The sequence below is a fragment of the Inhella crocodyli genome, from assembly GCF_004004565.1.
In the GTDB taxonomy this organism is placed as follows: Bacteria; Pseudomonadota; Gammaproteobacteria; order Burkholderiales; family Burkholderiaceae_C; genus Inhella; species Inhella crocodyli.
The window spans coordinates 301,955-326,732 of the sequence record NZ_SACM01000001.1 but is presented as its reverse complement, the minus strand read 5'-3'; the positions used below and the strand labels follow the sequence as shown (position 1 = coordinate 326,732).

Here is a 24,778-nt window from a genome sequence, read left to right as displayed (position 1 = left end):
TCAAGTCGTCAGGGGTTCGGGGCCAGCGAGCAGGGTTTGCAGCTCGACCGGACTGAGCAGGCGCTCAGGGATGAGTTCGCCGGCGGTGATGCGCGCGCTGCCCAAAAAGGCGTGCGGCTCGGGGCCAAAGGCCCGCACGCGCGCGGCCGGCGGCAACGCGGTGCGACGGCGAATGCCGGCCAACAGCTTGCCGGCCTCGGTGGCCTCCAAGCGGATGAGCGGGCAGTCGGCCAACAAGGTATCGGGGGGCAGCAGGTGCGTCAGGCGCTGGGCATCGTCTTCGCCGCTCAATTGATCGAGCGTGACGGCCTGCGCCAAGTTCAGCGGACCGCTGGCGGTGCGTCGCAAGGCGCTCAGGTGCGCGCCACAGCCCAGGAGTTCGCCCAGGTCTTCGGCCAGCGTACGGATGTAGGTGCCCTTGGAGCAACGCACTGCCAAGCGCAGGGCCGAGCCCTCGTGCGACAGCAGCTCCAGCGCATGGATGGTGACCCGCCGCGCAGGACGCTCTACCACGGTGCCTTGCCGCGCCAACTCGTACAGCGCACGCCCTTCGTGCTTGAGCGCGGAATGCATGGGCGGCACCTGGTCGATGTCACCGCGCAAACGCGCCAGCGCCGCATCGAGTTGGGCCGGCGTGAAGACCACCGGCCGCTCTTGCACGACAGTGCCTTCCCGGTCGCCCGTGGTGGTGGTTTGGCCGAGGTGCAAGGTGGCCTCGTAGGCCTTGTCGGCATCGAGGTTCAACTGACTGAACTTGGTCGCCGCGCCAAAACACAAAGGCAAAAGCCCCGTTGCCAAGGGATCCAGCGTGCCCGTGTGCCCCGCCTTCTCGGCGCGCAGGATGCGCTTCACCTTCTGCAAGGCGTCGTTGCTCGACAAACCCAGGGGCTTGTCGAGCAACAGCACGCCGTGCAACGCACGGCGAGGCAGGCGGACGCGGGGCGCAACGGCGTTCATCAGTCTTCGGTGTTTGCCTCGTCGTCGGCCGCGCGCGTGGCGTTGGCTTTCAGGATCAAGGCGTTCATTTCGGCCGCACGTTCGGTGCTCTTGTCGAAATGGAAGTGCAAGGTCGGCACGGTGTGGATCTGCAAGCGCTTGAACAAGCCATTGCGCAGGAAGCCAGCGGCCTCGTTCAAGGCGTCTTCCGTGCCCTGCGGGTCGCCCACCAGCAAGGTGAAGCGCACTTTGGCGTGCGCGTAGTCCGGCGTCACGTCCACACCCGAGATGGTCAACATGCCCAGGCGCGGGTCCTTGAGCTCGCGAACCAACTCCGCCAGGTCGCGTTGGATCTGGTCGGCCACTCGGAAGCTGCGGTTGGGGGTGCTTTTCTTGTGTCGCATGGGTTGACCCTTGAAGGACAAAGCCCCGCTGGCGTTGGGCGCCGGCGGGGCTCGTGAGCCGGGACAGCGCTGGGTTTACAGCGTGCGTGCCACTTCCTTGACCTCGAAGAACTCCAGTTGGTCGCCCTCGTGGATGTCGGTGTAGTTCTTGAGCTTGACGCCGCACTCGAAGCCTTCGCGGACTTCCTTGACGTCGTCCTTGAAGCGCTTGAGCGAGTCGAGTTCGCCGGTGTAGATGACCACGTTGTCGCGCAGCAGGCGGAAACGGGCGTCGCGCTTGACCAAACCGCTGGTGACCATGCAACCCGCGATCGTGCCGATCTTGGTCGCGGTGATGACGTTGCGGATCTCGGCCGTGCCCAACACCTCTTCGCGCTGCTCGGGCGCCAGCATGCCGCTCATCGCGGCCTTGACGTCGTCGACGGCGTCGTAGATCACGTTGTAGTAACGCAGGTCCACGCCGTTGCCTTCGGCCAGCTTGCGCGCGCCGGCGTCGGCGCGCGTGTTGAAGCCGATGACGACCGCCTTCGATGCAATGGCCAGGTTGATGTCGGTCTCGCTGATGCCGCCGACCGCCGCGTGGACGATCTGGACCCGCACCTCTTCGGTGCTGAGCTTGAGCAGCGACGCGGCCAACGCTTCTTGCGAGCCTTGCACGTCGGCCTTGACGATCAATGCCAAGGTCTGCGCTTCGCCCTTGCCCATGTTCTCGAACATGTTCTCGAGCTTGGCGGCCTGCTGCTTGGCCAGCTTCACGTCGCGGTACTTGCCGGCGCGGAAGGTGGCAATCTCGCGGGCACGGCGCTCGTCGGACAGGACCATGAACTCGTCACCGGCCAGCGGCACGTCGGACAAGCCCTGGATCTCGACCGGGATGGACGGACCGGCTTCCGTGGCCGGCTTGCCGTCTTCGTCCAACATGGCGCGCACGCGGCCGAAGGTGGAGCCGGCCAGCACCACGTCGCCGCGCTTGAGCGTGCCGCTCTGCACCAGCACCGTGGCCACGGGACCGCGGCCCTTGTCCAACTTCGCTTCGATGACCAGGCCCTTGGCCAGGCTCTCGACCGGGGCCTTGAGCTCCAGCACTTCGGCCTGCAGCAGCACCTGCTCCAACAAGCCGTCGATGCCCTCGCCCGTCTTGGCCGACACCGGCACGAAAGGCGAGTCGCCGCCGTACTCCTCAGGCACGACCTGCTCGCCGATCAGTTCCTGGCGAACGCGGTCGAGGTTGGAGCCCGGCTTGTCGATCTTGTTGATCGCCACGACGATGGGCACGCCGGCCGCCTTGGCGTGGTGGATGGCTTCCTTGGTTTGGGGCATGACGCCGTCGTCGGCCGCCACCACCAAGATCACCAAGTCGGTCGCCTTCGCGCCGCGAGCCCGCATGGCCGTGAAGGCCTCGTGACCCGGGGTGTCCAGGAAGGTGATCACGCCGCGCGGCGTTTCCACGTGGTAGGCGCCGATGTGCTGCGTGATGCCGCCGGCTTCGCCCGCGGCCACGCGGGCCCGGCGGATGCTGTCCAACAAGGAGGTCTTGCCGTGGTCCACGTGGCCCATGACGGTGACCACCGGCGGACGCGACAGCGCTTCGTATTCCTTTTCGGTCGCAGCATCCTCGAGGAAGGCGTCCGGATCGTCCAGCTTCGCGGCGAAGGCCTTGTGGCCCATTTCCTCGACCACGATCATGGCCGTTTCTTGGTCCAGGGGCTGGTTGATCGTGACCATCTGGCCCAGCAGCATCAGCTTCTTGATGACTTCTGCGGCCTTCACCGACATCTTGTGAGCCAGGTCGCCCACGGTGATGGTTTCGGGGATGTGCACCTCTTGCACCACCGGTTCCGTCGGCGCCACGAAGTTGCTGGGCGCGTCGCCACGGTCACCGCGGCGGGCACCGCCACGCGGGGCCTTCCAGCCCGCACCAGCGCCTCGCCCAGCCCCGGGGCCGTCGTTGCGGCCCTTGGCCGGCGCGCCACGCTTCTTGGAGTCGTCGGCCCAAGAACTCGACAGCTTCTCGCTCTTGATCGACTTCTTGTCGCCCGGCTTGGCCCCAGCGGGAGCCGGTGCCGCGGCGCCCGGTGCACCTGCCTTCTTGTGAATGGTGCCCTTGATGCCCGTCGGTTCGGCCGGCTTCGGTTCCTCGGGCTTCTTGGCCACCATCACCTTCTTGGGCGCGTTCATCATCGCCCGGATGGCGGCGGCCTCTGCTTCGGCAGCCTTGCGACGACGGTCCAACTCGGCCTGCTTGGCCTTCTCTTCCGCGTTGATGTCGGCGGCCTTGACCACGCGCACGGCAGGCTTGACCTCGGCAGGCGCGGGCGCCGGCGCGGGCGGCGCCTCGACCGGCTTGGCCTTCACCTGGGCCGCGGCTGCCGCTTCTTCGGCCGCCTTGGCGGCGGCAGCGGCGGCGGCGGCGGCGGCGGCACGCGCCTCCGCCTCTTCCCGCGCGCGGCGCTCGGCCTCCTCGCGCTCGCGCGCTTGGCGCTCCAACTCGGCTTGCTCGCGCGCCAGGGCCTCGGCCTGGGCCCTCACTTCCTCTTCGCGGCGGGCCAGTTCGGCCGCTTCGGCGGCTTCGGCGGCGGCCGAGTCTTCACCCGGCACGTCCTCGCGCTTGATGAAGGTGCGCTTCTTCTTGACCTCGACCTGGATGGTGCGGGCCTTGCCGCTGGCATCGGCTTGCTTGATCTCGCTGGTCGTCTTGCGCGTCAGCGTGATCTTTTTGCGCTCTGCACCCGTGCCATGCGATTGGCGCAGGTGCTCGAGCAGGCGTTCCTTGTCCGACTCGGTCAGCGCATCGCTGTCCGAACTCTTGGGCACGCCGGCAGCTTGCAACTGCTCCAGCAAGGTACTGGCCGGCCGGTTCAACTCGGTGGCGAACTGGGCGACAGTGGTCACAGCCATTGTGGGAATCCTTGAATCTCTCGGGGGCGTCGTGGTCGGGGGGCGTTCGGCTTGAATCAGGCGAACCAGTGTTCGCGGGCCTTCAAGATCAGCGCCTTGGCCGCGTCTTCGGCCATCTCGGTCATTTCCACGAGCTCGTCCACCGCCAAATCAGCGAGTTCGTCGCGGGTGTGCACCCCGCCATTGGCCAGCTTGGCCAGCAGATCGGGCGTGATGCCCTCCAGGTCCCGCAGGTCTTGCGACACCTCTTCCACCGATTCCTCGCGGGCGATTTCCATCGTCAGCAGCGCGTCCTTAGCACGGGCGCGCAACTCGTTGACCGTATCCTCGTCAAAGGACTCGATCTCCAGCATTTCTGCCAAGGGCACGTAGGCCACTTCCTCCAGGCTGGTGAAGCCCTCGGCGATCAAGATGTCGGCCACTTCGGCGTCCACGTCCAGCTTGTCGATGAACAGCTTGCGCACGCCTTCGTCTTCTTCGGCCTTGCGGGCGGCCGACTCTTCGGCCGACATGATGTTGATGCGCCAGCCGGTCAATTCGGACGCCAAGCGGACGTTTTGACCGCCGCGGCCGATGGCGATGGCCAGGTTTTCCTCGTCCACCACCACGTCCATGGCGTGGCGCTCTTCGTCCACGACGATGGAAGACACGTTGGCAGGCGCCAAGGCACCGATGACGAACTGCGCGGGATCTTCGCTCCACAGCACGATGTCGACCCGCTCACCCGCCAGTTCGTTCGTCACGGCAGTCACGCGCGAGCCACGCACGCCAACACAGGTGCCGATGGGGTCAACGCGGCGGTCGTGCGAGATGACGGCGATCTTGGCCCGGCTGCCGGCGTCGCGCGCGCAGCTCTTGATTTCCAACAGGCCTTGCTCGATCTCCGGCACTTCTTGAAGGAACAGCTCCTTCATGAACTCGGGCGACGAGCGGCTGAGCATGATCTGCGGGCCACGCACCGTCGGATCCACGCCGAGCAGCACGGCGCGCACGCGGTCGCCGGTGCGCAGGTTTTCCTTCGGGATCATTTCCGTGCGCTTGAGCCGACCTTCCACCCGGCCGCTCTCCACGATGATGTCGCCCTTGTCCAGGCGCTTGACCGTGCCGACGAAAATCTTCTCGCCGCGCGCCATGAAGTCGTTCAACAGTTGCTCGCGCTCGGCGTCGCGAATCTTCTGCAGGATGACCTGCTTGGCGGCTTGCGCACCGATGCGCCCAATGGGCACCGACTCGATGCCCTCTTCGATGTAGTCGCCTTCTTCGATCTGACCCACTCGGTCGATGGCATCGCTCAGCAACTCCTCCGCGTCGGGGTTCTGCAGGCCGGCACTATCCGGCACCACCAACCAGCGACGGAACGATTCGTACTCGCCCGATTCGCGGTCAATCGCAACACGGATGTCGACCTCGCCGCCCACAAACTTCTTCGTGGCCTGCGCCAGCGCCGATTCGACGGCGGCGAACACCACTTCACGTTCCACGCTCTTTTCGCGCGAAATGGCATCCACCAGCAACAACAACTCGCGGTTCATGGGGTCAGATCTCCGTCGGGCTTCTTTGGAATACTCGGGGCCGCAGGCTTCGCCTTGCGACCCTTGAAATCAATGACCGGCACCAAGCGCGCCTCGCGCACTTCGTCCAGTTGAAAATTCAGGACTTGCTCTTGGCCGGCTTCGCCGAACACCAAGCGCCACCCTGCGTCTTGTTCGCCGGCTTGCAGCAAGCCGCGGTACTTCTTGCGGCCTTGGAAGGGCGCGCGCAGGGTGATGTCAACCTCGTGCCCCACAAACCGGGCGTAGTGGGCGGCCGTGTTGAGCGGGCGATCCAATCCGGGCGACGACACCTCCAGCCGGGCGTAATCCACCGCCTCCACCTCGAGCACGTACTGCAATTGGCGCGTCACGCGCTCGCAGTCGTCGACGGTGACAAAGCTCTCGGGCACGGTGGGCAAGCGGTCGATGTACACGCGCAGCAGACCGCCGGCAGAGCGTTCGCACTCCACCAGTTCCAGCCCGAGGCCCGTGACCGTTTTTTCAACCGTTGCTTGCCAACTCATCCGTGAAGAAACCTCTAAATCGGATCGACCAAAAAAAATGGGCTGGATCGAACCGCCCACGCTAGAAAATTCAGCGAAGCCGCGATTCTAAACCGAAGTCCGCTCGGGTTGACCCTGATCGCGCACGACATGCAAGAATCCGCGCCCCGTTTCGAGCCTCTGGAACAACACATGGGTTTCCTCTCCGGCAAGCGCTTCCTCATCAGTGGCGTGCTGTCCAACCGCTCCATCGCCTATGGCATCGCCAAAGCCTGCCATCGCGAGGGGGCCGAGCTGGCCTTTTCTTACGTTGGTGAACGTTTCAAAGACCGCATCACCGAGTTCGCGGCCGAGTTCAACTCTTCGCTGATTTACGACTGCGACGTGGGCGACGACGCCCAGATCGAACGCACCTTCGCCGAGTTGGGCGAGGTGTGGCCGGAATTCGATGGATTCGTCCATTCCATCGGATTCGCGCCACGCGAGGCCATTGCAGGCAGCTTCCTGGACGGCCTGTCTCGGGAGAACTTCCGCATCGCACACGACATCAGCGCCTACAGCTTTCCGGCCATGGCCAAGGCCGCGGCACCGCGCCTGCGCGCGGGTGGATCGCTGCTCACGCTGTCGTACTTGGGCGCGCTGCGATTCGTGCCGAACTACAACACCATGGGGCTGGCCAAGGCCAGCTTGGAAGCCAGCGTGCGCTACCTGGCACACGACTTGGGCGCCAAGGGTGTGCGCGTGAACGGCATTTCGGCCGGCCCGATCAAGACCTTGGCCGCCTCGGGCATCAAGGACTTCGGCAAGTTGCTGAACCAGTTCGCTGCCAGCGCCCCCATCCGCCGCAACGTGACGATCGAAGACGTCGGCAACGCCGCCGCCTTCCTGCTGTCGGACTTGGCGGCCGGCATCAGTGCAGAAATCCTGTACGTGGACGGCGGCTTCAGCCAGGTGGCCATGAGCGGCGGAGATTGACGCCCCTCCCCCCAACGACAAGGGCCCCGCGGGGCCCTTGTTGCTTTACTGCTTGACGCAGTCCACGTAGTAGCGACCCTTGCCGGTCTCCTCGTCGACCTCGTGCACCAAGCCGTGCACATCGGTGGCAAAGCCAGGGAACTTGGCGTTGAAGGTGCGCGTGAACTTCAGGTAGTCGACGATCTTCTTGTTGAAGCGCTCGCCCGGGATCAAAAGCGGAATGCCCGGCGGGTACGGCGTCAGCAGGCTGGTGGTGATCCGGCCTTCCAACTCGTCGATACCCACCCGCTCGGTGCGCCGTTGCGCGATGTGCGCGTAGGCGTCCGTCGGCGTCATGGCCGGCTGAAGGTTCGACAGGTACATGTCCGTCGTCAAGCGAGCGATGTCACCCTCGGCATAGGCTTGGTGGATGCTCTGGCACAGGTCCTTGAGGCCCATCCGCTCGTACTTCGGGTGCTTGGCGCAGAACTCCGGAAGGATGCGCCACAGCGGGGCGTTCTTGTCGTAGTCGTCCTTGAACTGCTGCAGCGCGGTCAGTAGGGTGTTCCAGCGGCCCTTGGTAATGCCGATCGTGAACATGATGAAGAAAGAGTACAGCCCGGTCTTCTCCACGACCACGCCGTGCTCCACCAAGAACTTCGTGACCACCGAGGCCGGAATGCCGGTGGCGGCGAAACGCCCTTCCATGTCCAGCCCGGGGGTGATGATGGTGGACTTGATGGGGTCCAGCATGTTGAAGCCGTCGGCGATGGCGCCAAACCCGTGCCATTCTTCGTTGGCCTGCAGCATCCAGTCTTGCGAGACCGGGTCGCTGCCTTCCTCGGCACGGAGGTAGTCCGGGCCCCACACCTTGAACCACCAGTCGTCGCCGTAGTCTTCGTCGACTTTGCGCATGGCACGGCGGAAATCGAGAGATTCTTTGATGCTTTCTTCCACCAAGGCCGTGCCCCCCGGAGGCTCCATCATGGCCGCAGCGACGTCGCAGCTGGCGATGATCGAGTACTGGGGGCTGGTGCTGGTGTGCATCAGGTAGGCCTCGTTGAACAGGTGCTTGTCGAGCTTGACCTGTTGCGAGTCCTGCACCAAGACCTGGCTGGCCTGCGAGATGCCCGCGAGCAGCTTGTGCGTGGACTGCGTGGCATACACCATGGCTTCCTTCGGACGCGGACGGTTCTTGCCCATCGCGTGGAACTGGCCATAAAAGTCGTGAAAGGCGGCGTGGGGCAACCAGGCCTCGTCGAAGTGGAGGGTCGGCACGTAGCCGTCCAGCTTCTTCTTGATGACCTCGGTGTTGTAAAGCACCCCGTCGTACGTGCTTTGGGTCAGCGTCATGATCGACGGCTTGACCGTGGCCGGGTCAACGTGCGCCAGCAAGGGGTTCGCCGCGATCTTGGCGCGAATCGCTTCGGGGCTGAACTCGCTCTCCGGGATCGGCCCGATGATGCCGTAGTGGTTGCGCGTCGGCGTCATGAACACCGGGATGGCCCCGCACATGATGATCGCGTGCAGGTTGCTCTTGTGGCAGTTGCGGTCGATCACCACCACGTCGCCCGGCGCCACCGTGTGGTGCCACACCATCTTGTTGCTGGTGCTGGTGCCGTTGGTGACGAAAAAGCAGTGGTCGGCATTGAAGATCCGCGCCGCGTTCTTCTCGCTTTGGGCGATCGGGCCCGTGTGGTCCAACAGTTGCCCCAACTCCTCCACCGCGTTGCAAACGTCGGCGCGCAGCATGTTCTCGCCAAAGAACTGGTGGAACATTTGCCCGACGGGGCTTTTCAGAAAGGCCACGCCACCGCTGTGCCCCGGGCAGTGCCAGCTGTACGAGCCGTCCTGGGCATAGTCCATCAGCGCTTTGAAGAAGGGCGGCGCCAGCCCGTCCAGGTAGCTCTTGGCTTCGCGAATGATGTGACGCGCCACGAACTCCGGCGTGTCCTCGAACATGTGAATGAAGCCATGCAACTCCCGCAGCACATCGTTGGGCAAGTGCTGACTCGTTCGCGTCTCGCCGTAGATGTAGATCGGAATGTCCGGATTGCGGAAGCGGATCTCGCCGATGAACTTGCGCAGGTTCAACACCGCCGGGTCCAGCTCCGGGCCCGGCGTGAACTCTTCGTCGTCGATCGACAGGATGAAGGCGCTGGCGCGACTTTGCTGCTGGGCAAATTGGCTCAGGTCGCCATAGCTGGTCACGCCCAGCACGTCCATGCCCTCCCGCTTGATGGCGTCGGCCAGCGCCCGAATGCCCAGGCCCGAGGCGTTCTCGGAACGGTAGTCCTCGTCAATGATGACGATGGGAAAGTGAAAGCGCAGCATCGACGTGGCTCCTCAAGGGCGGGCCGGGCAAGAAAAGGGCGCGCAGTTTAGGGCGCCAGTTGGGTTCGCTGGTGATGTCAGCACCCTAAACTCGTTCAATCGGGCGCACAAGCCAGGGAGTACCGTCATGCAAGCTGCCACCCTGTGGTGGATCCTCGCCGGGGCATTGGTCATCGCCGAGCTGACCAGCGGCACCTTTTACCTGTTGATGCTGGCGCTGGCCGCGTCGGTCGGCGCGCTGTCGGCCCACGTCGGCTTGGGCGCCAGCACCCAAATCGCCTTGGCCGCCGTGACCGGCGCGGTCGCGACCAGCGCGTGGTACCTGCACCGCCGTCGCCACCGCCAAGAGGCCACCGATCCGCAAGCCGACCGCAATGTGAACCTGGACATCGGCGACACCGTGCAGGTTCAGCAGTGGGACGACCAAGGGCGCACGCAAGTGCAGCACCGGGGCGCCCCATGGAGCGCCCGTTTCGTCGGCACCGGCACGCCGCAGCCAGGGCCGCACCGCATCCAGTCGCTCAGCGGCAACATCCTCGAACTCGTCCCCCACTGAAGGCACCCATGGAAATCGCACTCGTTCTCGCGGTCATCGCGGTCATTTTTGTCAGCCGTGCCATCCGCATCGTTCCCCAGCAGAACGCCTACGTCGTGGAACGCCTGGGCAAGTACGACCGCACCATGGCCCCCGGTTTGCATCTGCTGGTGCCCTTCATCGACCGCTTGGCCTACAAGCACTCGTTGAAGGAGATCCCCCTGGACGTGCCGAGCCAGGTTTGCATCACCAAAGACAACACGCAATTGACCGTCGACGGCATCTTGTACTTCCAGGTGACGGACCCGATGCGCGCCAGCTACGGCTCGAGCAACTACATCGTGGCCATCACCCAGCTGGCGCAGACCACGCTTCGCTCGGTCATCGGTCGCATGGAACTGGACAAGACCTTTGAAGAGCGCGACGCCATCAACAGCGCCGTGGTCCAGGCCTTGGACGAAGCCGCCTTGAACTGGGGCGTGAAGGTCTTGCGCTACGAGATCAAGGACCTGACGCCGCCGCCCGCCATCCTGCACTCGATGCAAGCCCAGATCACCGCCGAGCGCGAGAAGCGCGCCCTGATTGCCGCCTCTGAGGGTCGTCGCCAAGAGCAGATCAACATCGCCACCGGCGAACGTGAGGCCGCCATCGCGCGATCGGAAGGCGAAAAGCAGGCCGAAATCAACAAGGCCCTGGGCGAAGCCGCCGCCATCACGGCCGTGGCCGATGCCACGGCCGATGCGATCCAAAAGATCGCCAATGCCATTCAGCAACCCGGCGGCGACCAGGCCGTGCAACTCAAGGTGGCAGAGAAGGCTGTGGACGCTTATGCCCAGTTGGCCCAGAAGAACAACACCATGATCGTGCCCGGCAACATGAGCGAAGTCAGTGGCTTGATCGGCACGGCCATGGCCCTGCTCAAGGGCGCCAAGTCCTGATGCCATCCAGCGCAAGGAACGTGCTGGGGGGACCATTGCAGCCCTGCTCTTTCGACCCGCTCACCGGCTGGCGACGCGATGGCTGCTGCCACACGGACGCCCAAGACTTGGGCAGCCACGTGGTGTGCGCCCGCATGACACCAGCCTTCTTGAACCACCAGTTGGAGCGAGGCAACGACTTGATCACGCCCCGCCCGGCCCAGCGCTTTCCTGGACTCAAGCCCGGCGATCGCTGGTGCGTGTGCGCCCTGCGTTGGCGCGAAGCATTCGAAGGGGGCTACGCCCCACCCGTGGTGCTGGAGGCCACCCACGAACGGGCCTTGGAGTTTGTGCCCTTGGAGTGGCTGCGCGAAAACGCCGCGCCGCAAGCCCAGGCCGGTCGCACTTGACGGCTAGAATGGCGGGCTTCGGAGAGATGGATGAGTGGTTTAAGTCGCACGCCTGGAAAGCGTGTGTGGGTTCATAGCCCACCGCGGGTTCGAATCCCGCTCTCTCCGCCACGACGATTCGGTACAAAAACGCCCTGCATTGCAGGGCGTTTTCGTTGGTGCCGCTGGCTCAACGCCGGCCTGGCAAGATCATTTGGGTCTTCGCAAACCCCTCGGCGTCCGGCTCGTCGGGCTCCAAGTCGGCCATCAAGCTCGCCTGGAGCAACAACTCCTCGTCACTGATCGGGGTCACCTCGGCTTGCATGACGCTGGCGGCAACCTGCGGGCTTTGCGATGCCAAACGATGGCGCAATTCCCCGACTTCCTTTTGCAGCGCCTCGACCTGGCGGCGGGCTTGATCGCCTTGCTGCATCACGAACTGACGCGCCTGCTCCGACTTTGAAAGTTGGTTCCGATAGTCGCGGCTGAGTCGGTTCCAACGCAGCACGGCCAGGGCCCAGGCCCCACCGGCACCGAACACTGCGCCCACACCGCCGGCTGCCAGCAGCCAGTAGGAGTTGTCCATCCTTCTTCCTTGAATCGTTGTGCCCTAGAAGCATCTTGACACAGCAGTGACGCCGGACCGTTCAGGGCGGAGCAAAGGAAAAGCCCCAACTGCGAGCAGTTGGGGCTTTCAAGTTTGGTGGAGCCGGGGGGAATTGAACCCCCGTCCGCAAGCCATCGCCGGGCAGATCTACATGCTTAGCGCGGTGATTTGAATCTCGGACCCATGTCGCGCATCGCGCACGCTACGGAGGGCCCCAGCCTCTTGGATCTCGTTGCTCCGCGAAAGGCGCGTTGAGCAACCAGCCGATGTGAATGACCTCTCAGCCTTTCATCCTTGCGGAATCAGACCCGGCCCATCGGCCTGCCGTTGAGAGGCTCACCGGTGTTTAAGCGGCGAGGGCGAAACGTTCGTCGTTCGCAGTTGGTTTGTTTCCAGTGGATTTACGAGCGAACTGGTGCTCGGCATGCCCTACTCCGGATCCGCACCCACGTCGAAACCAGGTCGGCCCCAGAGGCCCTCATTCTAGGCGAGCAAGTCCAAGAGCGTGTCGGGTTGATCGATGACGTGGTCGGCGCCCCACTCGGCGACCGAGCTGCCGACGCCCAAGTAGCCCCAACGGGCCGCCACCGACCCCATGCCCGCGGCCCGAGCCGCCTCGATGTCACGGTGGTCGTCGCCAACGTAAACACAGGCCTCGGCCGGCACACCCATCCGGACGCAGGCCTCCCACAAAGGCGCAGGGTGCGGCTTGGCATGCGGCGTGGTATCGCCCCCCACAACCGCCCGTGCGCCCTGCAACAAAGGCATCCCACGGTGAATGGGCAGTGTGAAGCGCTCGGCCTTGTTGGTCACGATGCCCCAGGGCATGCCCCGTGCCCCCAGGGCCGCCAGCATCGTGGGCACGCCATCGAAGGGACGGGTCTCTTGCAGCAATCGCGATGCGTACAAGGCCAGGAAGCGGTCGCGCAAGCTGTCGAACTCTGGGTGAGACACCGCCACGTCCAAGCCCGCCGCCAGCATGCCCCGAGCCCCGCTGCCCACCCAAGGGCGCAGGTGCGCCAAGGGCAAGGGCGGCAGGCCGCGCTCGGCGCGTAAAGCGTTGGTGGCGCCGGCCAGGTCAGGGGCGGAATCGATCAGGGTGCCGTCCAGGTCGAACAGCACCGCTTGCACACCACGGAACATCAGGCAACCCGTGCAGGCTTGCGACAGGCCATCAGGTAGTTGACGTCCGTGTCGGACCCCAAGGCGAAGGCCTGCGTCAGCGGGTTGTAGGTCAAGCCACTCATGGCCGTCGGCACCAAGCCGGCTTGACGCGCCGACTGGGCCAACTCGCTGGGCCGGATGAAGCGGCTGTAATCGTGCGTGCCGCGCGGCACCAAGTTCAGCACGTACTCGGCGCCCAACACCGCCAGCAAGTACGACTTCACCTGGCGGTGCAAGGTGCTGAACACCACCCAGCCCCCAGGTCGGCAAGCCCGCGCGCAAGCCTGCACGATGGAAGCAGGATCGGGCACGTGCTCCAGCATCTCCAAGCAGGTCACCAAGTCGAATGCCGCCGGTTGCTCGGCCGCAAGCGCCTCGGCAGCCACCTCGCGGTAGCGCACGTTCATCAACTCGGCGTCCATGGCGTGCAATTCGGCGACGCCCAGGGCCTTGGTGCTCAGGTCGATGCCCAAGACCGACGCCGCCCCCATGCGCGCCATGCCCTCGCTGGCCAGGCCGCCGCCGCAGCCGACATCGAGCACCGCCTTGCCAGCCACACCGCCGCATACGCAGTCGATCCATCCCAAGCGCAAGGGGTTGATGCGGTGGAGAGGCTTGAACTCGCTTTCGGGGTCCCACCAGCGGTGGGCGGCGTCGCCGAACTTGGCCAGCTCAGCGGGATCGGCGTTGCGGATGGGGGTGTCGGTCTCGCTCATGGCAGGCCCTCGGTGGGAGAGCGATTGTCTTCGGGTTGATCGGGCGATTCAGGCGAAGCGGCCTTGTCGCAGCCACTTGGTGCACACCCACTTTTCGCCTTCCAGAACGGGCGCACCGCCATGCAGGCTCAGCGTGCTGGGATCGGGCTTGTCGTAGCTGAAGAAGACGCCCTGCCCCTGCACTGGCTTCACCGCCAACTTCACATCGGGGAAGGTCGTGGCGCCCCCACGCGTCGGGGTGTTCAAGTAGACCAAGAAGGTCCCCACGCGCTGCCCGCCCCGCTTCAGGATGGCCGCCGTGCTGGCGTGTTTGGTGTCGAAGTAGTCGTAATGGGGCTGGTACTCGGCGCCTGGCTGGTAGTTCAGCACTTGCAAGCCTTCCCCGTTTTCCACGGGCCAGTTGACCAAGGCGGCGATCCGCCGCTCCAAGCGGGCGACCACCTCCACCTCACCCCGCTCGAAAAACATGCCGCGGCTGGTACGCGCCGCATTGACTTCGCTGCCTTCCGAGGCTTCCGCCACGGTCTCCGACCTGGCCATGCGAGGCTGGGCCGCATCGATGATCGCTTGGCATTCCTCGGGGTCCAGCACGTTGCCGAACACGATGACGCGCGGATGCTCCATCGCCATCAACACGGGCACTTGCCGGTCGTGGGCCTGCACCCAGGTTCGGCCGTCGGCGATCGACGCGTCGGGCACGCCCACGCTGGCCAGGGCCGCCTCGTCCTTCTTGAACCAACCGTCCAGCTTGGCCTGAGCCACCGCCTGCAAGGCCACCTTCTGCTGCCAACCGGCGCCGATCATGGACTGCACCAATTCGGCCGAGCCGACGCCGGCCTTGAGTTGTTCGCCGATCCAGCGGCGCAAATCGGGGGTGACGTACTGAGTGGCCATCAGTGAGGATGCGTGCGACGGAAAACGAAACGCGACGGCGAAGACGCCTCGCGCTGCCAAGCGTAGCCCTCGCCCGAGAAGGCGCGCAAGGCATCGGGGTGATCGATGCGTTCGCGCAGCACCCAGCGGGCCATCAACCCGCGGGCCCGCTTGGCGAAGAAGCTGATCACTTTGGGCCCCTTGCCTTGGTCGTCTTCGAACACGCAGTCGACCACCGGTGCTTTCAAGGCAGGACGGCGTGCGGCTTTGAAGTACTCCTGCGAGGCCAGGTTCACCACCACGGGCACGGTTTGCTGAGCCGCGCGCTTCTGAATCGCGTGGGCCAGTTGATCGCCCCAGTAGGCATAGAGGTTGGGCCCGCGGTCGGTGGCCAAAGGCCGCCCCATTTCAAGCCGGTAGGGTTGCAGGCGGTCCAGGGGGCGCAACAGGCCGTAGAGCCCGGACAAGATCAGCAGTCGCGCTTGCGCCTGGGCGATGTCGTCCGTTGTGAAGCTGGCGGCGTCCAGGCCCTCGTACACATCGCCGTTGAAGGCCAGCAGCGCCGCACGGCTGTTGGCTTCCGTGTGCCGGGGCCGCCAAGCCTGGTAGCGATCGACATTCAGCTGGGCCAAGGCCGGTGACAACTCCATCAGCTCGGCCACTTGCGAGACCGACAAAGCGCGAAGCCGCTCGATGAGCGGCTGGGACTGCTCGACCAGGGCCGGTCGCCCCAAGCTTTGGGACGACCAGGCCGGCGGGATGGGCGATTCGTAGTCGAGCGTCTTGGCTGGCGACAGCAGCAGGAGCATTACTTGGCCAGCAGCGCGTCCAGGTTGGCCACGTCCTCGGGACGCAGCTGCCCCGAGGCCTGACGCAGGCGAAGGCTGGTGACGATGACGTCGTAGCGCGCCTTGGCCAGGTCGTTCTGCACCGCGATCAATTGCGCTTGGGCATTCAACACGTCGAGGTTGACGCGCACCCCCACCTTGTAGCCCAGCTGCGTGGCCTCCAGGGCGAGCTTGCTGCTGGATTCGGCGGCCTCCAAGGCCTTGACCTGCGCCTTCAGCGACTGCAAACCGAAGAAGCTGCGTCGCGTGGCTTCGGCCACCGACCGGCGTGCGAACTCCACGTCATTGCGCGACTTCTCGGCCAGGGCCAGGGTCTCTCGAACGCGGGCGTCGGTGGCGCCCCCGGTGTACAGCGGCATCTTCAACTGAATGCCCACCGAAGCATTGGCCACGCTGCCACGCAGCCCGGTGTTGGTGCTCGAACCCCGCAGGTCTTGCGCCCCCAGGCTGCCATTCAAATCCACCGTCGGACCGGTGGCCGCCTTGGCCTTGTCCACTTCCAGCTGGGCCACTTCCAGGCCCAGGCGGGCACGGCGGACTTGCGGATGGGCCTCGTCCGCCTGGCTCAGCCACGGATCCAGGTTCACCGGCTCGACAGCCGGCAAGGCAACGGGTTGGGCCAGCGGCTTGGGGTCCACGTCGGTGCGACCCACCAACTGGTCGAGGGTCACGCGCTTGACGCGCAGGTCGTTCTCGGCGGCAAGTTCTTGCGCGCTGGCCCGGTCAAAACGGGCCTGGGCTTCGCGCGTGTCGGTGATGGTGGCGGTGCCCACTTCGAAATTGCGCTTGGCGGACGCCAACTGCTCGGCGATGAACTTCTTGCTGGCCTGGGCGGTCGACAGCGCCTCCCGCGCGGCCAACACGTCAAAGTAGGCCTGCGTGACCCGCACGATCAGGTCCTGCTCGGCCACGTCCAAGTCGGCCCGGGACACCACCACGGCCCGTTCGGCCTGCGAGATGGAGACCCCGTTGGCCCGGTTGTAGAGGCTGTAGCTCGCCTGCAAGCCCGCCGTCGTGGTCGTGGTGTTGGTGTTGGTGTTGTAGTCCACCCGGTTGCCATTGCCGACGGGCACCGTGGCGCTCAGGGGCCGGGCCTGGCCGTAGGTGCTGCCGACGCCCAAGCCCAGCGTGGGCTTGCGCAAGGACTCGGCCTGCGTGAGGCGGTGCTGCGCCGTTTCCGCCTGGGCGCGCGCGGCCAGGAATGTCGCGTCGTAATCGCGAGCCGCTTGGTACAGCTGGTTCAAGCTTTGGGCTTGGGCGGTGGCGGCAAAAGCGCCGAGGATCGCCAGCAGGGGCAGGGCCAAACGGGGCATGAGGTGTCCTTCAATCAAGGCTGCGTGCAAAGAGCCGCGTTTATAGGGCCAGGCAGCGGGGCGTGACACCCGTCATGCGACGGGCTGCACGCAGCGGCGATCAAAACGCAAAGGCGGAGGGCTCGGTGGCGCCCGGCAGGCGCGCCACCACCGTGTCGAACAACTCGGTGCGCGCCGGCTGGCCCGCCCCCACGGCCCGCAACAGCACGGCTTGCATGACCGGCTCTTGACCGACGATGGCCAGCAGCCGGCCACCGGGCTTCAGTTGGGCCAGCAGCGCCGCCGGAACCTCGGCGACCGAGCCGGTCAGCACGATGGCGTCGAACGGACCTTGCGCGGCAGCACCGGCCGTCAACGGCGCCACCTGCACTTGCGCCCGGTTCAGGCCCAAGCGCCGCAAACGGCCCTGCGCGGCCTCGGCCAACTCGGCGTCGGGCTCCAGGCTGATCACCTGCTCGGCCTGGTGGGCCATCAGGGCCGTCAAGTAGCCACTGCCCGTGCCCAGCTCGAGCACGCGGTCGGTGGGCTGCAGCTGCAGTTCCTGCAGCAATCGGGCTTCCACCTTGGGTTGGAGCAGGCTGCGCCCCGGCTTCAGCGGCAGTTCGGTGTCCGAGAACGCCAAGTGGCGCAGCGAGGCCGGCACGAAATCCTCCCGGCGGACCAGGGACAAGAGCTGCAGCACCTCGGGATCCAACACGTCCCAGGGACGGATCTGCTGTTCGATCATGTTGAAGCGGGCCTGCTCGACGTTCATGGGGGCTGTCCTCTATGGCAATGGCGTGATTCTAGGAGGCCATCGCTCACAATCCCGCCCTTTGCGAGCCCGGAGAGCGCGTGGATATCTTGTTGTTGATCAAAGCGGCGGTCATGGGGGTGGTCGAAGGCCTGACCGAGTTCTTGCCGATCAGTTCCACCGGCCACCTGATCCTGGCGGGCTCCTTGTTGGGCATGGACGATGCCAAGGGCAAGGTGTTCGACATCGCCATCCAGACCGGCGCCATCGTCGCGGTCATCCTGGTCTACGCCCAACGGCTCAAGGCCGTGGCCGCGGGGTTCCCCTCGCAGCCGCAGGCCCAACGCTTCGTCACGAACGTGGCCATCGGCTTCTTGCCGGCGGTGGTGCTGGGACTGCTCCTGGGCAAGGCCATCAAGGCGCACTTGTTCACCCCCACCGTGGTCGCCAGCGCCTTCATCGTGGGCGGCTTCGTCATCTTGTGGGCCGAACGCCGACAAGCCAGCGGCCGCGCGGTGCGTGTGCAGTCCGTGGACGACATGACGCCGCTCGACGCCCTGAAAGTCGGCCTGGTGCAGTGCCTCGCCATGATCCCCGGCACCAGCCGTTCGGGCGCCACCATCATCGGCGGCATGTTCCTGGGCCTGTCCCGCCAGGCCGCGACCGACTACTCCTTCTTCCTGGCCATTCCCACCCTGATCGGCGCCGGCCTGTACAGCCTTTACAAGGAGCGCGCCCTGCTGTCGGTGGCCGACCTGCCGATGTTCGGGGTCGGCCTGGTGTTCAGCTTCCTGAGCGCTTGGGTGTGCGTGCGCTGGTTGCTGCGCTACGTGGCCAGCCACAGCTTCGTGCCTTTTGCCTATTACCGAATCGCCTTCGGCATCGTGGTCTTGGTGACGGCGCACCAGGGCTGGATCGTCTGGAAAGGATAATTCCAGCATGAGCATCGTGATCAAAACCCCCGAAGACATCGAAGGCATGCGCGTGGCCGGCCGACTGGCCAGCGAGGTGCTGGACATGCTGACGCCGCTGATCAAGCCGGGGGTCACCACCTTGGAGTTGGACCGGATCGCCACCCGGTACATCCAAGACGAGCAAAAGACGATTTCGGCCACCATCGGCTACCAACCGCCGGGCTACCCGCCCTTCCCGGCCGCCTTGTGCACCTCGGTCAACCACACCGTGTGCCACGGCATCCCGAACGACCGGCCTTTGAAAAACGGCGACATCATCAACATCGACGTGACCGTCATCAAAGATGGATGGCACGGCGACAACAGTCGCATGTTCGTCGTGGGCGAGGGCTCCATCGCCGCCAAGCGCCTGTGCCAGTTCACCTACGAAGCCATGTGGAAGGGCATCGCCAAGGTCAAACCCGGCGCGCGCCTGGGCGACATCGGCCATGCCATCCAAAGCTATGCCGAACCGGCCGGTTTCAGCGTCGTTCGCGAGTTCTGTGGGCACGGTGTGGGTCGCAAGTTCCACGAAGAACCGCAGGTGCTGCACTACGGCCGCCCGGGCACTCTTGAAGAGTTGGTGCCCGGCATGGTGTTCACCATCGAGCCCATGATCAACGCCGGCCGGCGTGAGATCAAAGAACTGCCGGACGGCTGGACCATCGTGACCAAGGACCGCTCGCTGTCGGCCCAGTGGGAACACACCATCGCCGTGACCGAGACCGGCTACGAAATCCTGACCGTCAGCGCCGGCAGCCCGCCGCCGCCGGCCTTCATCACGGGCGGATGGAAAACCTGACCCCGGTCGCGGCCTGGCGGGCCGCGTTCAAGGACGGCAAGCAGCGCTTGCTCGCGGCCTTTGCCGAACGCCAGCGCCCTACGCCCTCGGCGGCCCGGGCACTGCTGCGGCACCTGGCCAAGCACGTCGACGCCCAGCTGCGCGCGCTGTGGCGCGAAGCCGGCTTGCCGGCGGGCTCGGCCCTGGTCGCCGTGGGCGGGTACGGACGCGGCGAACTCTTCCCGCACTCCGACGTGGACGTGCTGGTGCTCCTGCCCAACGAGGCCGAGGCGCACCGCCCCGGGCCGCTGAAGGACGCCCTGGAGCGCTTCATCACCACCTGCTGGGACATCGGGCTGGAGATCGGCTCGTCGGTGCGCACCCTGGACGAATGCCTGAGCGAAGCCCAGGGCGACGTGACCGTGATGACCGCCCTGCTCGAAGCCCGGCTCTTGGCCGGCCCGAGCGAGCGCTTCGAGGCCCTGCAGGCGGCCGTGACCCGGACCGTGGACGCGCGCAGCTTCTTGCGCGCCAAGACGGCCGAAATGCGCCAGCGCCACGGCAAGTTCGAAGACACGCCCTACAGCTTGGAGCCCAACTGCAAGGAAAGCCCGGGCGGCCTGCGCGACCTGCAGGTGCTGATTTGGGTGGCCCGCGGCGCGGGCCTGGGCGCCACCTGGGACGAACTGGCGGCCAAAGGCCTGATCACCCCGTTCGAGAGCCAGCAGCTGCGGCGCAACGAAGACACCCTGTGTCTCATCCGCTGCCTGCTGCACTTGGCGGCCGGTCGGCGGGAAGACCGCCTCGTGTTCGACCTGCAAACCGCCGTGGCGCAGCGCCTGGGCCTGCAATCCACCAGTGGCGTGCGGGCCAGCGAGTTGATGATGCGCCGCTACTACTGGGCGGCCAAGGCGGTCACGCAGCTCAACCAAATCCTGCTGCTGAACCTGGAAGAGCGCATCGAGGGCCGCGCCAACGTCGTGCCGCGCCGCATCGACGACTTCTTCCTGGACCGGGCCGGTCTCATCGAGGTCGCCAGCGACGACCTGTACCAGCGCCACCCCGAGGCGATCTTGCAAACCTTCGTGCTGTACGCCAGCACCTGGGGGCTGAAGGGGCTCAGCAGCCGGACGCTGCGGGCGCTCTACAACGCGCGGCAGGTGATGGACGCGCGCTGGCGCGCCGACCCGCGCAACCGCGCGGCCTTTGTGCAGCTCTTGCAGCTGCCCCAGGGGCAGACGCACGCCCTGCGCCTGATGAACCAAACCTCGGTGCTGGGGCGCTACCTGTGGGTGTTCCGGGCCATCGTGGGCCAGATGCAGCACGACCTGTTCCACGTCTACACCGTGGACCAGCACATCCTGATGGTGCTGCGCAACGTGCGCCGCTTCTTCATCCCGGAGCACGCCCACGAATACGCCTTCTGCTCGCAATTGGCCGCACAGTGGGACAAGCCGCACCTGCTGTACATCGCCGCGCTGTTCCACGACATCGCGAAAGGTCGCGGTGGCGACCACTCCACCCTGGGGGCCGACGAAGTGCGCCGCTTTGCGCGCGCCCACAAGCTGCCCAAGGAAGACGCCGAGCTCGTCGCGTGGCTGGTGGACCAGCACCTGGCCTTCAGCCGCGTGGCGCAGAAGGAAGACCTGTCCGACCCCGACGTCATCGCCGCCTTCGCCAAGACCGTGGGCACGCCGCGCCGATTGACGGCGCTGTACCTGCTGACCGTGGCCGACATCCGCGGCACCAGCCCGAAGGTGTGGAACGCCTGGAAGGGCAAGCTCTTGGAAGACCTGTACCGCCTGACCTTGCGTCACCTCGGCGGCAGCCCCATGAGCCAAGACGCCGAGATCGAGCACCGCAAGGCCGAGGCCCGCCAGTTGCTGGCCCTGCGCAGCGCCCTGCCCGACACCGAAGCCCCGCTGTGGGCCACGCTGAACGTCAGCTACTTCGCCCGCCACGACGCGGCCGAACTGGCCTGGCACGCGCGCAGCCTGTGGCGGCACCTGGGCACGGCCACGCCGGTCGTGTTCGCGCGGCCCAGCCCCGTGGGCGAAGGCCTGCAGGTGCTGGTGTACGCGCCCGACGGCCCCGACCTGTTCGCCCGCATCTGCGGCTACTTCGACGGCGCCGGCTTCAACATCCTGGACGCCAAGATCCACACCACGCGCGACGGCTTCGCGCTCGACACCTTCCAGGTGCTGGGCAACGACCCCGACACCCACCACCGCGACCTTGTGCCCATGGTGGAGCAACGCCTGGCATCGGCCCTGACGCAGACCACGCCCCTGCCCGAGCCGCGCCGCGCGCGCCTCAGCCGCCGCGTGAAGTCCTTCCCCACCACCCCGCGCGTCAGTCTGCGCCCCGACGAACGGGCCCAGGCCTGGGTGTTGACCGTCAGCGCCAGCGACCGCGCTGGCCTGCTCTACGCCATTGCCCGCGTGCTCGCGCGGCACCGCATCGACCTGCAGCTCGCCAAGATCCTGACCTTGGGCGAGCGCGTGGAAGACAGCTTCCTCGTCAAGGGCGCCAGCTTGGCCCAGGCGCGGGTGCAACTGCAACTCGAGGCCGAACTGCTGGACGCGATCGCCCTGCCCACCTGAGGGCCCGGCTCACTGAGGGCGCGACACCACGCCCAGCTCGGTCAGCAAGAAGGCAGCAATCTTGGCCTCGGCCTCCAGCGCGTCAAAGCGGCCCGAAGCCCCGCCGTGGCCCACGTCCAGGTTGATGTCGAACAGCAAGGGGCGCGTGTCCGTCTTGAGCGTTCGCAGCTTGGCCACGTACTTGGCCGGCTCCCAGTAAGGCACCTGGCTGTCGTTCAGGCCGGTGGTCGTCATGATGGCCGGGTAGTCCCCGCGCCGCAGGTTGTCGTAGGGGCTGTAGGCGCGCATCCAGCGGTACTCCCGCGGCTTTTTGGGATTGCCCCACTCGATGAACTCCTCGGTCGTGAGCGGCAGGCTTTCGTCCAACATGGTGTTGATCACGTCGACGAACGGCACCTCGGCCACCACCGCACGGAACAGGTCGCGACGCAGGTTCACCACGGCGCCCATCAGCAGCCCCCCCGCACTGCCCCCGGTGGCCGCCAGTTGCTCGGGCCGCGTCCAGCCGGTGGCCACCAAGTGCTCGGCCACCGCCACGAAGTCGGTGAAGCTGTTCATCTTGCGATCCAGCTTGCCCGCCTGGTACCAGGGCCGGCCCAAATCGCCCCCACCGCGCACGTGCGCGATGGCGATCACCACGCCCCGGTCCAGCAAACTCAGTTCCACCCGGGAAAAGCGCGGGTCGGACGGCGCCCCATAGGCCCCGTAGCCCTTGAGCAGCAGGGGCTGGGGCGCGCTGCGCCGCAGCGCCTTGGCGTACACCAGCGAGACCGGCACCCGGGTGCCATCGCCCGCCGTGGCCCACAGGCGCTCGGTGGCGTAGCGTGAGGCGTCATAGCCTGGCACCTCCAGCGCCCGACGCACCGTGACCTGGCCCGTGGCCAGGTCCACGTCCACGGTGGCCGCCGGCTGCACCTGCGACTGCAGCAGCACGCGCAGGTGCTGGGCCTCGGCCTCGCGGTTGAGCCAAGGGTGCTCGGGGAACGCGGCCGTGCCGGCCGTGGCGGTGAAGTTGCCGCCGTGGCCAAAGTCCACGTCGCGGGCGGGGCCGCCGGCCAGGGGGATCAGGCGCTGGCCCACCGAGCCGCCCGCGCGCACCTGCAGCGCCAGGTGGCTGCGGAACAGGGTCATGCCTTCCAACAAGGTGTCGTCGCGGTGCGCCACCAGTTCCTCGGCGCGCGCCAAGTCCGCCCGCTGGCGCGGCAAGGGCTGGGCGGGCAGGCGCAACAGCCGGAACTGCGGGCCACGGTCGGTGCTCAGCAGGTACAGCCGGCCGTCTTGGTGCTCCACCTGCAGCTCCAGCCCCGGCTGACGGGGCAAGAGCCGCTGCCAAGGGCCGTGCGGCCGGTCGCTGGAGAGCAGGCGCAACTCGTTGCGGTCCTTGGCCACGCTGTTCAGCACCAGGTAGCGCCCGTCGTTGGTTTGCCCGAGCTGCAGGTTGAACAGGGGATCGCGCTCCTCGAACACCAGGACCGCCCGGCTGCCCGCCACGTCCACCCGCTGGCGCCACAGGCGGTGGCTGCGCTTGGCCGCGTCGGTGGTCACGAAGAACAAGGTGCGGCTGTCGGCCGCCCAGGCCACCTGCCCGTCGGTCTTGGGCGCCGACCAGGCCAGGTTCACCCCACGGGCCAGGTCGCGCACGCTCAAGGCCACGTCGCGGGCACCGGTTTCGTCGATGCCGAAGGCCATGAACTGAGCGTCGGGGCTGACGCGCGGTTCGGCCACCTTCAGGTACTTGCGGCCTTCGGCCAATTGGTTGAGGTCCAGCAGCACCTGGGCCGGGGCGGCAGGGTCCAGCGTCCGCTGCGGGCCGACCGCTGCCTGCCGAACGTGCACCGGGTACTGCTGACCGGGCGCGATGCGGGTGCTGTACCACCAGGCGCCTTGTCGCACCGGCTCGCTGAGCTCGGCCGGCGGCACGCGGGCCGCCATCTCCTCGCGCAGCTGCTGGGTCAAGGGCTGCAGCGGCGCGAACCAGCGCGCGGTGTACGCGGCCTCGGCCTGCAAATGGGCCATCACGGCGGGGTTGTTGCGCTCGCGCAGCCAAAAGTAGTCGTCGATGCGGCGGTCGCCATGCACCGTCACGTCCCGCGGGTGCTTGGCCGCCACGGGCGGCACGTCGCTCGCGCCCGCCACGCCCACCAAGGCCCAGACCAAGGCCCCGCCCCACGCCCACTTCATTGCCGCCATCGCCCGCGCTCCGTCGTCCCGCGCCGGCCCTCCGGCGCCGAGCCGGATTGTGGTCGTCGCCCGACCCCTGTCAGCGCCGGGTGCGCCCCCCGAGGGCCAGGGTTTTCACGCCAGGCACGCTGGCTTGGACATCGCGTCCCGCTCGGGGCCCTTCAATCCGACCACTGCGCCAAGGCCTTGGCGAAACGCGTGGCGTGCGAGCGCTCGGCCTTGGCCAGGGTCTCGAACCAGTCGGCGATCTCGTCAAAGCCCTCGTCGCGCGCCGTTTTGGCCATGCTGGCGTACATGTCGGAGTACTCGTGGGTCTCGCCCGCCAGCGCGGCGGCCAGGTTCTGCCGGGTGTTGCCGATGGGCAGGCCGGTGGTCGGGTCGCCCACGGCCTCCAAGAACTCCAAATGGCCATGGGCATGGCCGGTTTCGCCTTCGGCGGTGGCCCGGAACAGCGACGCCACCTCGCTCTGGCCTTCGATGTCGGCTTGCTTGGCGAAGTAGAGGTAGCGCCGGTTGGCCTGCGCCTCAGCGGAGAACGCGTCCTTGAGGTTCTGCTCCGTCCTCGATCCCTTCAAGCCCATGATCGCTCTCCTGCGTCAACGCT

At 66.4% G+C, this 24,778-nt stretch carries 22 protein-coding genes, 1 tRNA gene and 1 other RNA gene; 8 read left to right on the top strand and 16 right to left on the bottom strand.

Going from position 1 to position 24,778, the window contains the following annotated elements:
• The 5 genes from truB to rimP all read right to left on the bottom strand — a co-directional run bounded on the left by truB (position 1) and on the right by rimP (position 6,294).
• Positions 1-957 carry a tRNA pseudouridine(55) synthase TruB gene (truB, locus tag EOD73_RS01490; RefSeq protein ID WP_127680198.1) on the bottom strand — a complete coding sequence of 319 codons (957 nt, stop codon included), beginning with the start codon at positions 955-957 and terminating at the stop codon, positions 1-3.
• A complete protein-coding gene (rbfA, locus tag EOD73_RS01485; protein WP_127680196.1) occupies positions 957-1,340 on the bottom strand; it encodes a 30S ribosome-binding factor RbfA in 384 nt (127 codons plus the stop codon). Before rbfA ends, truB begins: the two co-directional genes overlap by 1 nt.
• Before the next feature lie 75 nt (positions 1,341-1,415).
• Positions 1,416-4,238 (bottom strand): translation initiation factor IF-2, encoded by a 2,823-nt coding sequence (gene infB, locus EOD73_RS01480; protein ID WP_127680194.1) that lies wholly within the window; start codon positions 4,236-4,238, stop codon positions 1,416-1,418.
• Between the two features lie 56 nt (positions 4,239-4,294).
• Positions 4,295-5,770, bottom strand: coding sequence for a transcription termination factor NusA (gene nusA, locus EOD73_RS01475; RefSeq protein ID WP_127680192.1), 1,476 nt, complete (start codon positions 5,768-5,770; stop codon positions 4,295-4,297).
• A complete protein-coding gene (gene rimP, locus EOD73_RS01470) occupies positions 5,767-6,294 on the bottom strand; it encodes a ribosome maturation factor RimP (RefSeq protein WP_127680190.1) in 528 nt (175 codons plus the stop codon). The genes nusA and rimP overlap by 4 nt, the downstream gene beginning before the upstream one ends.
• Before the next feature lie 171 nt (positions 6,295-6,465).
• Between rimP and fabI the strand changes: the two genes are divergently transcribed.
• Positions 6,466-7,248: an enoyl-ACP reductase FabI gene (fabI, locus tag EOD73_RS01465; protein ID WP_127680188.1), complete on the top strand. Its 783-nt coding sequence runs from the start codon at positions 6,466-6,468 to the stop codon at positions 7,246-7,248.
• 45 nt (positions 7,249-7,293) lie between these two features.
• On the opposite strand, the gene EOD73_RS01460 is transcribed toward fabI, so the two are convergent.
• Positions 7,294-9,561 carry an arginine/lysine/ornithine decarboxylase gene (locus EOD73_RS01460; RefSeq protein ID WP_127680186.1) on the bottom strand — a complete coding sequence of 756 codons (2,268 nt, stop codon included), beginning with the start codon at positions 9,559-9,561 and terminating at the stop codon, positions 7,294-7,296.
• A gap of 127 nt (positions 9,562-9,688) precedes the next feature.
• On the opposite strand from EOD73_RS01460, the gene EOD73_RS01455 reads away from it, so the two are divergent.
• From EOD73_RS01455 to EOD73_RS01440, 4 genes are all read left to right on the top strand, one after another.
• Positions 9,689-10,117, top strand: a complete 429-nt coding sequence (locus EOD73_RS01455) for an NfeD family protein (RefSeq protein ID WP_127680184.1) — start codon at positions 9,689-9,691, stop codon at positions 10,115-10,117.
• An 8-nt stretch (positions 10,118-10,125) separates the two neighbouring features.
• On the top strand, positions 10,126-11,034 hold the full coding sequence (locus tag EOD73_RS01450) for an SPFH domain-containing protein (RefSeq protein ID WP_127680182.1): 909 nt from the start codon (positions 10,126-10,128) through the stop codon (positions 11,032-11,034).
• Positions 11,034-11,423 carry a DUF2237 family protein gene (locus EOD73_RS01445; RefSeq protein ID WP_127680180.1) on the top strand — a complete coding sequence of 130 codons (390 nt, stop codon included), beginning with the start codon at positions 11,034-11,036 and terminating at the stop codon, positions 11,421-11,423. Before EOD73_RS01450 ends, EOD73_RS01445 begins: the two co-directional genes overlap by 1 nt.
• Positions 11,424-11,443: 20 nt before the next feature.
• Positions 11,444-11,534, top strand: a tRNA-Ser gene (locus tag EOD73_RS01440).
• 58 nt (positions 11,535-11,592) lie between these two features.
• On the opposite strand, the gene EOD73_RS01435 is transcribed toward EOD73_RS01440, so the two are convergent.
• From EOD73_RS01435 to EOD73_RS01400, 8 genes are all read right to left on the bottom strand, one after another.
• Positions 11,593-11,988: a hypothetical protein gene (locus EOD73_RS01435; protein ID WP_127680178.1), complete on the bottom strand. Its 396-nt coding sequence runs from the start codon at positions 11,986-11,988 to the stop codon at positions 11,593-11,595.
• Positions 11,989-12,103: 115 nt separating this feature from the next.
• Positions 12,104-12,479, bottom strand: a transfer-messenger RNA (tmRNA) gene (ssrA, locus tag EOD73_RS01430).
• A 13-nt stretch (positions 12,480-12,492) separates the two neighbouring features.
• Positions 12,493-13,152 carry a phosphoglycolate phosphatase gene (gene gph / locus EOD73_RS01425; protein ID WP_127680176.1) on the bottom strand — a complete coding sequence of 220 codons (660 nt, stop codon included), beginning with the start codon at positions 13,150-13,152 and terminating at the stop codon, positions 12,493-12,495.
• Positions 13,152-13,889 carry a bifunctional 2-polyprenyl-6-hydroxyphenol methylase/3-demethylubiquinol 3-O-methyltransferase UbiG gene (ubiG, locus tag EOD73_RS01420; protein WP_127680174.1) on the bottom strand — a complete coding sequence of 246 codons (738 nt, stop codon included), beginning with the start codon at positions 13,887-13,889 and terminating at the stop codon, positions 13,152-13,154. The genes gph and ubiG overlap by 1 nt, the downstream gene beginning before the upstream one ends.
• A 48-nt stretch (positions 13,890-13,937) precedes the next feature.
• On the bottom strand, positions 13,938-14,783 hold the full coding sequence (locus EOD73_RS01415; protein ID WP_127680172.1) for a 2OG-Fe(II) oxygenase: 846 nt from the start codon (positions 14,781-14,783) through the stop codon (positions 13,938-13,940).
• Positions 14,783-15,571 carry a peroxide stress protein YaaA gene (gene yaaA / locus EOD73_RS01410; RefSeq protein ID WP_127680170.1) on the bottom strand — a complete coding sequence of 263 codons (789 nt, stop codon included), beginning with the start codon at positions 15,569-15,571 and terminating at the stop codon, positions 14,783-14,785. The genes EOD73_RS01415 and yaaA overlap by 1 nt, the downstream gene beginning before the upstream one ends.
• A complete protein-coding gene (locus EOD73_RS01405) occupies positions 15,571-16,923 on the bottom strand; it encodes a TolC family outer membrane protein (protein WP_127680168.1) in 1,353 nt (450 codons plus the stop codon). Before EOD73_RS01405 ends, yaaA begins: the two co-directional genes overlap by 1 nt.
• Positions 16,924-17,023: 100 nt before the next feature.
• The gene (locus EOD73_RS01400; protein WP_127680166.1) at positions 17,024-17,677 is read right to left on the bottom strand and encodes a protein-L-isoaspartate O-methyltransferase family protein; all 654 of its coding nucleotides are present in this window, start codon (positions 17,675-17,677) and stop codon (positions 17,024-17,026) included.
• Positions 17,678-17,757: 80 nt separating this feature from the next.
• On the opposite strand from EOD73_RS01400, the gene EOD73_RS01395 reads away from it, so the two are divergent.
• From EOD73_RS01395 to EOD73_RS01385, 3 genes are read left to right on the top strand one after another with little or no spacing between them, the layout of a single operon-like run.
• Positions 17,758-18,588 (top strand): undecaprenyl-diphosphate phosphatase, encoded by an 831-nt coding sequence (locus tag EOD73_RS01395; protein ID WP_127680164.1) that lies wholly within the window; start codon positions 17,758-17,760, stop codon positions 18,586-18,588.
• Between the two features lie 7 nt (positions 18,589-18,595).
• The gene (gene map / locus EOD73_RS01390) at positions 18,596-19,411 is read left to right on the top strand and encodes a type I methionyl aminopeptidase (RefSeq protein ID WP_127680162.1); all 816 of its coding nucleotides are present in this window, start codon (positions 18,596-18,598) and stop codon (positions 19,409-19,411) included.
• Positions 19,399-21,993, top strand: a complete 2,595-nt coding sequence (locus EOD73_RS01385) for a [protein-PII] uridylyltransferase (RefSeq protein ID WP_127680160.1) — start codon at positions 19,399-19,401, stop codon at positions 21,991-21,993. The genes map and EOD73_RS01385 overlap by 13 nt, the downstream gene beginning before the upstream one ends.
• A 9-nt stretch (positions 21,994-22,002) precedes the next feature.
• Here EOD73_RS01385 and EOD73_RS01380 read toward each other — a convergent pair whose 3' ends face one another.
• Together EOD73_RS01380 and EOD73_RS01375 are read right to left on the bottom strand one after the other, a co-directional pair.
• Complete coding sequence (locus EOD73_RS01380; RefSeq protein WP_127680158.1) at positions 22,003-24,183, bottom strand: S9 family peptidase; 2,181 nt, start codon at positions 24,181-24,183, stop codon at positions 22,003-22,005.
• A 152-nt stretch (positions 24,184-24,335) separates the two neighbouring features.
• A complete protein-coding gene (locus EOD73_RS01375) occupies positions 24,336-24,755 on the bottom strand; it encodes a rubrerythrin family protein (RefSeq protein ID WP_375137421.1) in 420 nt (139 codons plus the stop codon).
• Positions 24,756-24,778 lie beyond the last annotated feature (23 nt).